We start from the raw sequence: 12,631 nt of genomic DNA on the forward strand, positions 1-12,631 counted from the left end.
TAGCGGCGGCCATGACCGTTCGATTCGGCGCGGTGACCGTCGACTGGCTCGGCCTCGCGACGATCCGCCTCGAGGGCCGGACCGGCGCCGTCGTCTACGTCGATCCGGGCCCGGAGGAGTACGACGCGCTCGAGGGCGAGCCGCGGGACGGCGATCTGATACTGGTCTCTCACGACCACCACTACGATCCCGACTCGATCCGACGGGTGGCCAGGGAGGACGCCCTCGTGCTGGTCCACGAATCGATCGACGCCGCCGAGATCGACCGCGTCGACGAGGGGCCCGCGGACCTGCCCTACGACGTCGAGCGCGTCCGGGACGACGAGTCCTTCGTCCTCGGACCGCTGGACCTGTTCACGACGCCCGCCTACAACGACCCCGCGGGGCCACACGTCGACGAGAGCGGTTCGCCGTACCACCTCGAGGGGCAGGGCTGCGGCTTCGGAATCACGATCGACGGCGTCACCGCCTTCTGGCCCGGCGACACCGACGCGCTCCCCGTCCACGAGGGGCTGGATATCGATCTGTTCCTCCCGCCGATCGGCGGCACGTTCACGATGGACCGCCGCGAGGCCGCGGCGCTGGCCGAGCGGCTCGAGCCGGATCTCGTCCTCCCGGTCCACTACGGCGCGTTCGAGGCGATCGAGACCGACGCGGACGCGTTCGTCGTCGACGTCGCGAACCGCGGCGTGCCGGTCGTCCTCGACGACTCGGAGTCGCAGTAACCCGCTACTGCCACCGCCCTCCCGCAGCCGCTCACTGGTCGACTATCGTGACGTACTGCCGCACTGACCGCTCCAAAGCGTTAGTGTCACCGCCACCAACCGCTCTCGTATGGGCGGCTCTCGTCGGTCAAATCGGGACGGAACCGCGTCGCGGTACTGCTCGCAGTGCGGTACCGGGCTCGAGCGAACGATGAACTACTGTCCGAGCTGCGGCGCCGCGATCGATCGATCGACCGCCGAACCGCGGCGTCGGACCGCCGCGGACGAGGCCCGCGGCGGCCGCGGCGGGCGGCGGACCGAATCGGCGACGGGGACGACCGACCGCGACCTCCTCGAGTATCGAATCGCGCGGGCCTCTCGAGAGGGGTGGGAACTCGAGCACGACTTCGGCGACCACGCCGTCATGGTGCGGCGGACGTTCGGGAGCGTGAACGAGCACCTGGCGGTCGCGCTGGTCACCGTCTGGTTCACGATGGGGATCGGCAACGCCCTCTGGGGCGCCTACCGGTACGTCGGCGACGCCGAGCGGACGATCCTGCGAGCCGATCGCGTCGAGGGGAGCGAGGCCGAGCGGACTCGAGGCGATACCGCGGTCGGCTCGCCGCTCCGCTGGCGGGCGATCGCCGGCGCCTGCTGGCTCGCGGCCGCGGTCGTCGCGCTGATCGCCCTCGAAGTCGCGGCCGCGGCGGCGAGCCTCGTGTTGTTCGCGCTCGCTGCTCTCTTCGCGACGCTGGGTGCGAGCGCCCTGCCGTCGGTTCGTCGCCGCCTCGAAGGGCGGCACTCGGTGACGGCGAACGGTCGGATCCGCTCGGTGGACGAGCGGACGGTCGTGGCCCCCGACCGCCCGTGCGCCGCCTGCGCGGACCCCGTCGGTCGCGGCGTCGAGCGAACCTATCGAAAGGAATTCTGTGCTCTCGGCGTGCCGCTGACGGTCTCGGAGGGGCGCAACTACTACTGTCGGGGGTGTACGAACGCCGAAACGCCCGGTCACGGCGAGCGGAACGCGACCGAGTCGGCCGCTCGCGCGGAGACGGACCGCGATCCGGAACCGGAGCACGCCTGAGAGCGCCGCCATCAGCGTGCAGTCGCCACTGCTTGTGTGAAATCCACTGCTGGGAGCCAGCACGAACGAGATTGACCCGAGTCGGCGGTTCGAGGCGCCTAGAGGACGCCCATATCGCCGAGGCGTTCGGGGAGATAGGTGTCCGTCACGAAGTCGAGCCCGTGGGACGCCAGCGACTGCTGTTCGGACTTCTTCTCGATGTCGAGTTGCAACTCGATCTGTTCCTCCCAGTAGTCGGTCTGGAACCGCGGGTCCTCGAGTTCGCTCTCTAAGGCGTTGATGTCCGAATCCGAGAGCGGGTCGGTCGGCAGTTCGTACTCGACGATGTCGGCGGGCTGGATACCGATGAACTTGGCCTCGGGCGTCGCGAGGTACTCGGAGAGGTGGGCCGACTTGATCGAACCGTAGGCGACGGAGCCGTAGATGCGGTACGACCACGGGTCGCCGTCGGTGAAGACCGTGACCGGCAGGTCGAGTTCGTCGTGGAGCCGCTTGGTGATCCGTCGGGTCGCACGGGCGGGCTGGCCCTTCAGGTGGACGATCAGCGCGTTGTACTCCTCGTCGAAGCCGTTCTCGACGAGGCGGTCGCGCATCCCGCCGGTCTCCACCGCGAGGATGAAGTCGGCGTCGCAATCGAGGAAGTCGATCGTGTCGGGGTTGTTCGGGATCTGGTAGCCACCTTCGCCGACGTCCTCTTGGCAGTGGATCTCGCGTTCGCCGCGGCGGGTCTGCTCGCGGAGGTGCAGCGGCCCCATGATCGTCGCGCCCGATTCCTCGGGGCGCATGTGGAAGTCCTCGCGGGTGACTCCCGAGACGATCTCTAGGTCCTCGACCATGCTGTTGGACTCGTCCTGACTGGTGAACTGGGCCTCCTCGTTGTCCCAGCTCTCCGAGAGGTAGTAGAGTTCACGCAGGGTCGACGAGCGGTCCTCCTCGAGCTGGTCGGCGAGGAACTCGATGGTGTAGACGGCCTTGAGGAGCTTCCGGGCGCCGCTGACGGAGTTGGCCGACCGGGTCGACTCGCGGTCGCCGTAGACCCAGACCTCCTCCTCCTCGTCGTACTCGATGTTGTTCTTCGTCCGCGTCGGCACGGACATGTGGGGGATCTCGCCCAGTTCGAACTGGTCGTAGAACTGCGCGGCGAGATCGATCAACTGCTCTCTGGCCTGCTCCTGATCGTTGTCTGCGCTCATTGTTTCACCGTGAGTTTCTCGGTTTCAACGCCCTTTACGTCCAGATCGTACTCCGCGCCGTCGTCGACCTCGTACTCGAGGGTGGCCTCGTCGTCGCTCGAGACGTCCGGCTCCCACTTGACGAACCACTCGCCGTCCATCTCGACGACGGTCGCGTCGTCGGGGAGGCTCGTCGGCTCGGCGGTGACGATGTCGGTGATCTCCAGCGACTCGTTCGTGTTGGAGTTGTTCTCGACGGTGACCGAGACGGCCTGTCCGTCGCCGTTCGCCTCGACGCTGCGCTCGACGAGCACGTTGTTCATGATGCGCGCGATGGCGTCGTCGATGTCGGGCTCGTCGCGGCCGGCGACCTCGGCGACCTTCTCGGCCATCTCCGGGAGGATCGTCCCGAGGACGTTCTGCTTCTTCCGGCGCTGTTGCATCGAGCGGCGCTTGTTGAGGTAGCTCTTGAGTTCGCGCGCCGCTTCCCGAATAGCGAGTTCGATCTCGTCTTCGATCTCGGGGACGTTCGCGACGGCGTCCTTCGACTCGCTGGTGAAGGGGACGTTCGTCGACGCGACGTGGATCATGATCACGGCCGGCCCCTTCGGCAGGCCGGAGCCGCCGGGCTGGTCGAGCCCGTAGTTGCGCCAGCCGATCGACTTGACGACGTCGGTCGTCGCACACGCGCCGCGCTGGTAGACCAGCGGGACGCGGTTGGCGAATCGCATGACGTTGACGCTCCCCTCGCTCTCGAGATCGCCGCCGTAGGCGATGCCGGCCTCGACGATGAACGGATCGCCGCCGTGGACCTCGGCGTCGCGGGTCGCGGAGGCGTAGAAGTCGGCGTCGAACTCCTTTTCGAGGCCGGCGCTGATCAGGTCCTCGGAGATCGGCGAGAGACACCGCGTCGGCGGCGCCATGATGTCGGTCGCGCGCATCCCGTCGACGAGGTCGCTGGCGGCGTCCCGGTCGCCGGCGAGCTCGCGGACCAGCGGCGGGTCGTCGGGGACGGTCGCCATCACGTCCCAGACGGCGTCCGTGACGTTCTCGCGGGCGGTCTCGCCGAAGGAGACGTCGTCGTATTCCTCGGTGAGGTCCGCCGCGCGGTCGACGTGTGCCCGGAGCCGCTTGCGGGTGAGCCGGTGGCGGACGTTCCCGTCGTCTCCCTCGCCGGCCTTGAGTTCGTCGTCGAACTTCGCCGCGAGCCGTTCGGCGAAGGCGTGGATCACCTCGTCGTCCTTGCGGGTGCTCGTCGCCTCGTCGGCGAGGTCGTAGCAGTCGGCGACGAGCCGCGACTCGACGGGGTCGTCGCTCTCGCTCGCCGCGTCCGCGTCGTCGGCGTCCGCTCGAGCGTCGATCAACGCGAGCCAGACGGCCTCGACGGCGTTCTCCCGGACGGTGTCGCCGAACGTCGTGCCGTGCTCGGCCTCGACCTCGTCGGCGGCCTCGTCGACGACCGCGAGCAGTTCGTGGTGGGCGATCCGGCCCGCGTCGTCGACGCCCGCGGCGATGGCGTCGGCGAAGGCGGCCGTGGCGTCGGCGCCCTTGTTCGCGGTCGCGTCCGAAACCGCCGCGTGGAGATCGACGTCTTCGTGGCTCGCCGGCGGCCGCCAGCGCATCTCGCGGCCGTAGTGGCGGTCGCGGAACTCGTCGATGATCGAGTCGGCGGTCTTCTTCCCGACGCGGGTGAACTCCTCCTGGAGGAAGCCGGAGACGGTCTGGGAGTCCGTCGCCGTCAGCATCTTCATGACGGTCCCGAGTTCGACGCCGTGGGGATGGGGGCGGATCTCCTCGGTCTCCTCTGGCAGTTGGTCGGTCGCGCGCTCGAACTTGAAGTGTTCCTGCGGTTCGCGGAGCTCGAGGCGCGCGTGGGGGTTGACGACCGCCGTGTGCTTGATGTAGTCGTGGAGCTGCTGGCGGGCGCGCATGTTCGCCTCCATCTCGAGTTCGATGCGCGTCCCGTGGGGGCGGTCCCAGGAGGTGGTCTCCTCGACGCTGATCTCGGGCTCGTTGCTGTCGGTGTCGACGATGAGTTCGAAGTACTCGGCCTCCTCCGAGCCCTGGGTGCGGCTGGTGATCTTGGCGGGTTTCCCGCTGGTCAGCTGCGAGTAGAGGACGGCGGCGGAGATCCCGATCCCCTGCTGTCCGCGGGACTGTTCGCGGGCGTGGAACCGAGAGCCGTAGAGCAGTTTCCCGAAGACCTTCGGCAGCGATTCCTTCGTGATCCCGGGCCCGTTGTCCTCGACGATCAGCCGGTAGTAGTCGCCGGCCTCCTCGATTTCGACGTAGATATCCGGGAGAATACCCGACTCTTCGGCGGCGTCTAAGGCGTTGTCGACGGCCTCCTTGACGGCCGTGACGAGGCCTCGAGCACCGCTGTCGAAGCCGAGCATGTGCTTGTTCTTCTCGAAGAACTCGGCGATGGAGATCGCTTGCTGGTTCTCGGCCAGCTCCTCGGCGATCCCCGCCTCGTCACCGAGTGTCGACTGAAACGACGTCATTGTCCCCTCTTACTAACGGCGGGGCTAAAAGGTGTGCGCTACCGGAGCGAAAGTGAACGCGGTCGACAGGTACCTCGCCGGACCGCCGATCTCGGGCGTCCGGAGCGCGGTTGACGGATTGCTATTTCCACAGCCAGCGTGGCGACCGGGACGAGGTTTCGCAGAAAATACTGCTAAATAAGCAGAATTAGGGGATAAGCGTTGCAAAAAGAACAAAGTAGTGGGAATCATCTGCGGACGTGAGAGATGGATCTCGACGCCACGAACAAGGCGGTACTGTATCTCCTGCAACAAGACGCACGTCGGATCACGACCCAGGAAATGGCCGACCGAATCGGCGTTTCGGCCAGCACGGTTCGAAACCGCATCGAACAACTGGAATCGGAGGGAATCATCCGAGGCTACCATCCCGACGTCGATTACGACAAGGCGGGACTCCAGTTACACGTCCTCTTTATCTGTTCGGCACCGAATCCGGAACGCGAACGACTCGCCCGCGAGGCCCGCGAGGTCAGCGGCGTCGTCACGATACAGGAGGTACTCAACGGCACGGACAACGTCCAGATCGAGGCCGTCGGAACCGACACCGACGACATCGCTCGGGTGAGCGACGAACTCAGCGAACTCGGGTTCGACGTCGTCAACTCGAAGATACTGAAGAGCTTCCACAAACAGCCGTTCGACCACTTCGGCCAGCACCTGGTCGACGAGAGCGAGAGCGAGACCGATGAGTGATCGGTTCGGAACGGTCGAGTTCGACGCGGAGACCCGGCGGTATCGAGCGCGATACGACTTCGAGACGACCGCACCGAGCGTCGCCGTCGCCGATGTCCTCGAGACCGTTTTCGACGGTGAGCGCGGTCGAGAGCCGCTCTACGACGTGATCGATCCCGAAGCCATCGACCGCCTCCTCGAGGGCGGTGCCGAACGCGATCGGCACGGTCCGCGATCAGTGTCGTTTCGGTACCGGGGCGCGCTGGTGACCGTCGTCAGCGACGGTTCGATCGCGGTCGGCCTGGACGACGAAATCGATCGGTAAACGCCTCGGGCAGGACGGTTATCGCCTTGCTCGGGCGGGACGGTGGCCGCTACTCCTCGTCCTCGACGGGTGGCCACTCCCACGCGTCGGCTTCGACCACGCCGAGCAGGTGACGCCGGCGGTCGGTCAACTTCGCGAGGGCCTCGGCGAACTCCTGGTCCGAGCCGGTCGGAATGTCGTCCTCGCGGAGGCGATCGAGATCCGGCGAGCGCGGGACCGCCGGTTCCGCATCGATGAACGACGCGTCGAGCGTCTCGAGGTAGCTCGAAACGCTCGAGCGCGCGCTTTCGACGATGGCAGGGTCGGGGCTGTGCTCGTCGTCGACGGTGTACCGAAAGAGGGTGAGCGACTCGTCGAGGATGGCAACGGCCACGGCCGACGCCTGTTCGCTCTGTTCGCTGTGGTAGTAGTGCAGGATCGGGTAGGACTTGTGTTGCTCGGCGAGTTTGCTCAGATCGGAATCCAGCGACTCGAGGGTCAACTCGTGGCCGTCGAAGTTCTCGCCGTTCCAGCCGGCGCGGACGAACGCCTCGCTCCGGTTGCCGAGTCCCGTGACGGTGCTGGCGAAGGAGCGCTTATCGGCGACGGCCCCGAGGACGGAGAGGATGTAGGAGACGCCGAGCGTGACGAAGGCCATTCCGGACGCGGTCGTGAACGAGCTGGCGATCTCCCAGACGTCGCCGCCGTAGGTGGGGGAGTAATCGCCGTTGCCGTCGGTGAACATCGTGTACGCGACGTAATAGAACCGGCCCGCCCAGTCGGCGGTGCCGCCGGTGCGGGTGTTAACCAGTGCGAGGGGGTGGCTGGCGAAGACGAACGTCCAGCCGACCCAGATGAGCCCGATCCACATCGAGAGCGTCAGGGTGAGGATGAGGGGGCCGGCGAGGCTGAGCGCCTTGTTTCGGTCTCCGGTCAGGACTCGGAGGCCGCGCCAGACGCCGGTCGTGAGCCGTCCGGAGAGGGGCCCCGAGCCGCCGTCGACCCAGAGCGTCGTCCAGAGGATGTCGACGAAGCCGGCGAGCAACAGCGCGATGCCGACGACGAGATACAGCGGTTGCATCACCTCCATCTATCGGAAGGACACCCGTCAACGATGGCCCGGTCACTGACGCGGGTTTTTCAGTGACGCGTTCGAACGGTCCCGATTTCCCACCCTGACCGCCCCGCGGTAACGCATTGCCGTCTCGATATCGTCTCGATGCCGTCTCGATGGCATCTCTCTCGAGGGCGGAGTGAACTATTCGTCGTCCTCGAGAGCGCTTCGGACGGACCACGCCGGAGCCCGCTCGACGCGTTCGGTGGCCGGATCGGTCACCCCGTAATACGACGGGCCGAACGGCGAAGGCTTATGGATTGGAGTCTATAGTAGAATATATGGGATCTTCAAATTCGACGGGCGTCTCGGGGGACGACGTCCGGCGAGTTTTTTCGCACTCCGAGCGGTCGTCAGCCCCTCTCACGACCGGCGAGGTCGCCGAGCGATTGGACTGCGCTCCACGCTCCGCGCGACAGGGACTCGAGGACCTCGTCGATCGGGGCGAACTCCGCGTCAAGCGGATCGACGAGTCGACCCGGATCTGGTGGCCGGTCGAGATGACGAACGGAGTGGAACTCGACCGGAAGTCAGAACAGGAGGAGTTCGCGGCCTTCGTTAGCGCCGTTCGGGATTACGCCATCTTCATGCTCGACCCCGAGGGCACCGTCGACAGCTGGAACGAAGGGGCCGAACGGATCAAGGGCTACGCGGAGGACGAAATCGTCGGCCAGCACTTCTCTACCTTCTACACCGACGCTGACATCGCCGACGGCGTGCCCGAGACGAACCTCGAGACCGCGGCGGCGGAGGGACGGGTCGAGGACGAGGGGTGGCGCGTCCGCTCGGACGGCACGGAGTTCTGGGCGAACGTCGTCATCACCGCCATTCGAGACGACGACGGCCAGCTGCAGGGCTTCACGAAGGTCACCCGCGACATGACCGAACGCCGCGAGTACGAACAGCAACTCCGCCGGGAACGGGACCTCACCGAGCGGATCCTCGAGACCGTGCCGATCTCCATCGGCGTGGTGACCGGGGACGAGGATCTCACCCGCGCGAACCGACGGATGTTAGAGCGGTTCGAGATCGAAGACTCGGCCCTCGAGGCGTACGGCCTCGAGTCGTGGGACCTCTACGACGCCGCCGGAGAGCCGATCCCGGCGGACGAGGAGCCGTGGGCCCGCGCTCGCGAGCGCGGCGAGCCGGTGTACGACGCCCAGCGACAGGTCGACGTGCCGGGGATCGGCCGTCGCTGGCTCTCGCTCAACGCCGCCCCGCTCGACGACCGAGACGACGACGACCGGATCGTCGTCGCGATCGACGACATCACCGACCAGAAGGAGCGCGAACGGCTGCTCCGCCGGGAGTACAACCAGACCGAAAAGCTGTTGCGGACGGCCCCGATCGCGATCGCCGTCCAGAACGCCGCGGGCGAGACGATACTGACCAACCGGCGCGCACAGAAATCGCTTGGCCTCTCCGATCAGGAGTTCATCGGCGAATCCGACGACGACGCCGAGTGGGCGATCTACGACTCGGACGGCAACCGGCTTCCCACGGACGAGATGCCGGCCGCGCGGGTCTTAGAGACCGGCACGCCGGTGTTCAACGAGGAACTCGTCGTCGATCCCCCCGACGGCGACCGGCTCCTGTTCCGCGTGAACGCGACGCCGCTGCACGGACCCGACGGGGAGATCGAACGCGTCGTCACGGCCGCCGAGGACATCACCGAGCTGAAACGCCGCGAGCGACAGCTCGAGGATCGAAAGAGCGAGCTCGAGACCGAACTGAGCGAGATTCTCGGTCGGATCTCCGACGCGTTCTACGCGCTCGACGACGAGTGGCGCTTCACCCACCTCAACGAGCAGGCCGCCGAGATCCTCCGCCAGTCCAGGGAGGAGGTGCTCGGGCGAAAGGTCTGGGAGACGTTCTCCGACGAAACCGAGGGGATCTACCGGGACCAGTTCCAGCAGGCGATGGAGACCCAAGAGCCCGTCAACTTCGAAGTGTACGCCGAGGATCTGGACACCTGGCTCGAGTACAACGTCTACCCCTCCGAGTCGGGGCTGTCGATCTACTTCCACGACATCACCGAGCGCAAGGAGTACCAGCGCAAACTCGAGGCCTCGAACGAGCGCTTAGAGCAGTTCGCCTACGCGGCCAGCCACGACCTCCAGGAGCCCCTGCGGATGGTCTCGAGCTACCTGCAACTGCTCGAGAGCCGGTACGGCGACGAACTCGACGACGACGGCGAGGAGTTCATCGAGTTCGCCGTCGACGGCGCCGACCGCATGCGCAAGATGATCGAAGGGCTGCTCGAGTACTCCCGGGTCGACACGCAGGGCGAGCCGCTCGAGCCGGTCGAACTGGACGACGTCGTCGGGGCCGTGCGCGAGGACCTGCAGATGAAGATCGAGGAGACGGACGCGGAGATCGTCGTCGTCGACTCGTTGCCCCGCGTTCGCGGCGACGAGAGCCAGCTCCAGCAGATCTTCCAGAACCTACTGTCGAACGCGCTCGAGTACAGCGGTGACGAGCCGCCGCGGGTGCGGATCGACGCCGAGCGGGCGCACTCCGAGTGGATCGTCTCGGTCGAGGACGAGGGGATCGGCATCGATCCCGACGATCAGGACCGCGTCTTCGAGGTGTTCGAGCGCCTGCACAGCCGCGAGGAGTACGACGGCACCGGGATCGGGCTGGCGCTCTGTCAGCGCATCGTCGAGCGCCACGAGGGGACGATCTGGGTCGACTCCGAGCCCGGCGAGGGGACGACGTTCTCGTTCACGCTGCCCGCGGTCGACGACCGATAGACGACCGCGTCGCAGGTGGCGCTACCCGCTTTCGTTGCCGTCGCTCTCGTTACCAGCGCTCTCGTTACCGCCGCTCTCGTTGCCGCCACTTTCATTTCCGGCACTCTCGTTGCCACCGCCTCCGCCACCGCCGCTCTCGATCTGGATGTCGCCCCGCATCGTGCTCTGATGGGGTTGACAGACGTACTGCGCCATCTCGCTGGTCGCCTCGAACTCGAGGGACTGCGTCGCACCTTCTTCCCCCATGAGTTCGGTCGAGTAATCGTCCACGACTTCGTCGTTCTCGTTACGGATTTCGATGTTGTGCTCCGCACCGTCGAGGTTCTCCCACGTGACGGTGTACTGTTCGCCCTCGAAGAGGATGAGCGTCGGATTGTCTTCCCCCTCGATCGGCGAGGGCGCCTGCCCCTGCCAGCCGCTCGTCTCACCGCCGAGTTCGATCTCGCTGACGCCTTCCCACTGACTTGCGTCGCCACCACCACCACCACCGCCGTTCCCTCCACCACCGTTACCGTCGCCGCCACCACCACCGCCGCATCCCGCGAGGGTCGTTGCGACGGCCGCAGCACCCGCGATCTTCATCGTCCGTCGTCGCGAAATCATCGCCGAATCGGTTGCTCCTTGTTCTCCCATTGCACGTTACGCTCCGGGAATGTCACGAAAGAACGTTTGGGTGCGATTCGTAAACGACCTTCAGGGTTTGAAATCGTTTCGTTCACCGCCGAAACAACGATCAGACGACCGAACGGAGCGGCGCGAGTCCGTCGGAGTCGGTACCGATCGACGGCGCCGTGCGAGCCGCGAGAAGCGGCGGGCTACCGACCGCCTTCGACGACTTCGGTCAACACGTTCGCGATCTCTCGATTGGTCTCGGGGCTGTAGTGGCCGCCTTCGCCGCGCTCGACGTACAGCGACTCGACACCGTCGTCGGGGTCGAGATGGCGGGCCATATCGACCGTCTCGAGGGCGTCGTACTTCTCGCCGAGCCGGTCCACGAGGTCGCCGTAGATCGGACCGTGTTCGGACTCGTACTTCGCGTATCGGAGCTGCTGGACCATCACGAAGACGGGCTGGAAGTCTTGCTCGTCGGCGTAGTCGACGAACTCCTCGATCAGCGCGTCGAAGAGGTACTCGTGGGTCTCGAACAGCCGCTCGTGGTAGCGCACCCGGGGCTGTTCCATCCGGAGAACCGACTCGGTCTGGGCGGCGTCGAAGTCGACGCCCGGAATCGAGCGGCCGGCCCGGCGCTCGAGTTCCTTACAGCCGGTAATCGCGGCGTACCGGAGATACTCCGGCTTGTCGAGGAAGTCGGTCGTGTAGGGGACCGACGCGAAGTGGGGCTTGAACCAGTGATCGTAGTGGAAGTCGTACTCCCGGAGGAAGTCGGCCTTCGACTCCAAGTCGAGCAGGTCCTCCTTCTCGTCGACGGGGCTGTCGATCCGCTCGAGTTCGCCGTTCTCGAGGACGTACCGGGGCTTGACCGCGAGGATGTTCCCGAACTCCTGGTAGTGTTTCCAGACGCTCAGGATCCGGGCGATCGAGGAGGCGGTGACGACCACGAAGACGTAGTCGGTCTCCTCCTCGGGGTACTGGCGCTTCATGCGCATCAGCGCCTGATCGAGCCCGTAGTTGCCGCCGCCGTAGTTGGCGACGTGCGTGTCGAGCTCCTGGGCCATGTAGTGCTGGAAGGTCTCGTCGTTGTTGACCTCCCGGCAGAAACAGTAGGAGTCGCCGTAGGTCGAGACGGTGACGTCGGACGTCGCGTTCCCATCGGAACGCTCTTCATCGGCGGCTGTCGCCGCCCCGTCCTCGTCGCGGTCCTTCGCGGGACAGACGCGGCTCCCGTACTCGTCGGTCGAGTAGGTGACCACCGTCCGGAGCTCCTCCCCGGGGAGGTGGTCGCCGGTGTCCTTCTGTTTCTCCTGGTTCGGCTGGGGCACCCAGCCCAGTTCGGGGTCGAAACTGCTGAACTTGCCGAGGAGTTCCCGGTCGATCTCCGGGAACTCCTCGGTCGCCACCGCGGGGATCCGCTTGAGCGACACGTACGACACTATCTCGAGGGCGATCGCGAGCGCGATGAGTACGAACACGACGAACGGAAGCATTCGACTAGGACTATCAGCACTGGCAGTAAGTCAGTTGCGGTGTAATCGCCCGTTTCGACGGTCGAGGGCGCCGGTAAGCAGCTAATTCGCTCCGAAAAGAAGCAGCTCTCGAGCGCGATCGACGACCCCCGCCGGGGTCGCGGATGCTCGGACCGCAGTCGCCCATGTCTCTCCACC

10 protein-coding genes are annotated in these 12,631 nt (G+C 66.1%); 5 read left to right on the forward strand and 5 right to left on the reverse strand.

Features of this window, described 5'->3' with window-relative positions; genetic code table 11:
* The first annotated feature begins 11 nt into the window (after window positions 1-11).
* Entirely contained in the window at window positions 12-725 is a 714-nt protein-coding gene (locus WD430_RS14940) for an MBL fold metallo-hydrolase (RefSeq protein WP_339103222.1), read from the forward strand.
* Between the two features lie 190 nt (window positions 726-915).
* On the forward strand, window positions 916-1,788 hold the full coding sequence (locus WD430_RS14945) for a zinc ribbon domain-containing protein (protein WP_407067123.1): 873 nt from the start codon (window positions 916-918) through the stop codon (window positions 1,786-1,788).
* Between the two features lie 98 nt (window positions 1,789-1,886).
* Here the strand turns inward: WD430_RS14945 and WD430_RS14950 are convergent, their stop codons facing one another.
* Both WD430_RS14950 and WD430_RS14955 read right to left on the reverse strand, forming a co-directional pair.
* Window positions 1,887-2,981: a DNA topoisomerase IV subunit A gene (locus tag WD430_RS14950; protein ID WP_339103224.1), complete on the reverse strand. Its 1,095-nt coding sequence runs from the start codon at window positions 2,979-2,981 to the stop codon at window positions 1,887-1,889.
* Complete coding sequence (locus WD430_RS14955; protein ID WP_339103226.1) at window positions 2,978-5,464, reverse strand: DNA topoisomerase VI subunit B; 2,487 nt, start codon at window positions 5,462-5,464, stop codon at window positions 2,978-2,980. The genes WD430_RS14950 and WD430_RS14955 overlap by 4 nt, the downstream gene beginning before the upstream one ends.
* Before the next feature lie 246 nt (window positions 5,465-5,710).
* Here WD430_RS14955 and WD430_RS14960 point away from each other — a divergent pair, with 246 nt between their 5' ends.
* Both WD430_RS14960 and WD430_RS14965 read left to right on the forward strand, forming a co-directional pair.
* Window positions 5,711-6,199 carry an Lrp/AsnC family transcriptional regulator gene (locus WD430_RS14960; RefSeq protein WP_339103227.1) on the forward strand — a complete coding sequence of 163 codons (489 nt, stop codon included), beginning with the start codon at window positions 5,711-5,713 and terminating at the stop codon, window positions 6,197-6,199.
* On the forward strand, window positions 6,192-6,503 hold the full coding sequence (locus tag WD430_RS14965) for a HalOD1 output domain-containing protein (protein WP_339103228.1): 312 nt from the start codon (window positions 6,192-6,194) through the stop codon (window positions 6,501-6,503). The genes WD430_RS14960 and WD430_RS14965 overlap by 8 nt, the downstream gene beginning before the upstream one ends.
* 49 nt (window positions 6,504-6,552) lie before the next feature.
* Here the strand turns inward: WD430_RS14965 and WD430_RS14970 are convergent, their stop codons facing one another.
* Window positions 6,553-7,563 (reverse strand): two pore domain potassium channel family protein, encoded by a 1,011-nt coding sequence (locus WD430_RS14970; protein WP_339103229.1) that lies wholly within the window; start codon window positions 7,561-7,563, stop codon window positions 6,553-6,555.
* Window positions 7,564-7,877: 314 nt separating this feature from the next.
* On the opposite strand from WD430_RS14970, the gene WD430_RS14975 reads away from it, so the two are divergent.
* Complete coding sequence (locus tag WD430_RS14975) at window positions 7,878-10,349, forward strand: PAS domain S-box protein (RefSeq protein ID WP_339103230.1); 2,472 nt, start codon at window positions 7,878-7,880, stop codon at window positions 10,347-10,349.
* 21 nt (window positions 10,350-10,370) lie between these two features.
* Here WD430_RS14975 and WD430_RS14980 read toward each other — a convergent pair whose 3' ends face one another.
* Both WD430_RS14980 and WD430_RS14985 read right to left on the reverse strand, forming a co-directional pair.
* Complete coding sequence (locus tag WD430_RS14980) at window positions 10,371-10,982, reverse strand: plastocyanin/azurin family copper-binding protein (protein WP_339103231.1); 612 nt, start codon at window positions 10,980-10,982, stop codon at window positions 10,371-10,373.
* A gap of 182 nt (window positions 10,983-11,164) precedes the next feature.
* Window positions 11,165-12,454 carry a hypothetical protein gene (locus WD430_RS14985; protein WP_339103232.1) on the reverse strand — a complete coding sequence of 430 codons (1,290 nt, stop codon included), beginning with the start codon at window positions 12,452-12,454 and terminating at the stop codon, window positions 11,165-11,167.
* Between the last annotated feature and the right edge of the window lie 177 nt (window positions 12,455-12,631).

It is taken from the genome of Haloterrigena sp. KLK7 (assembly GCF_037914945.1).
Classification (GTDB): Archaea; Halobacteriota; Halobacteria; order Halobacteriales; family Natrialbaceae; genus Haloterrigena; species Haloterrigena salinisoli.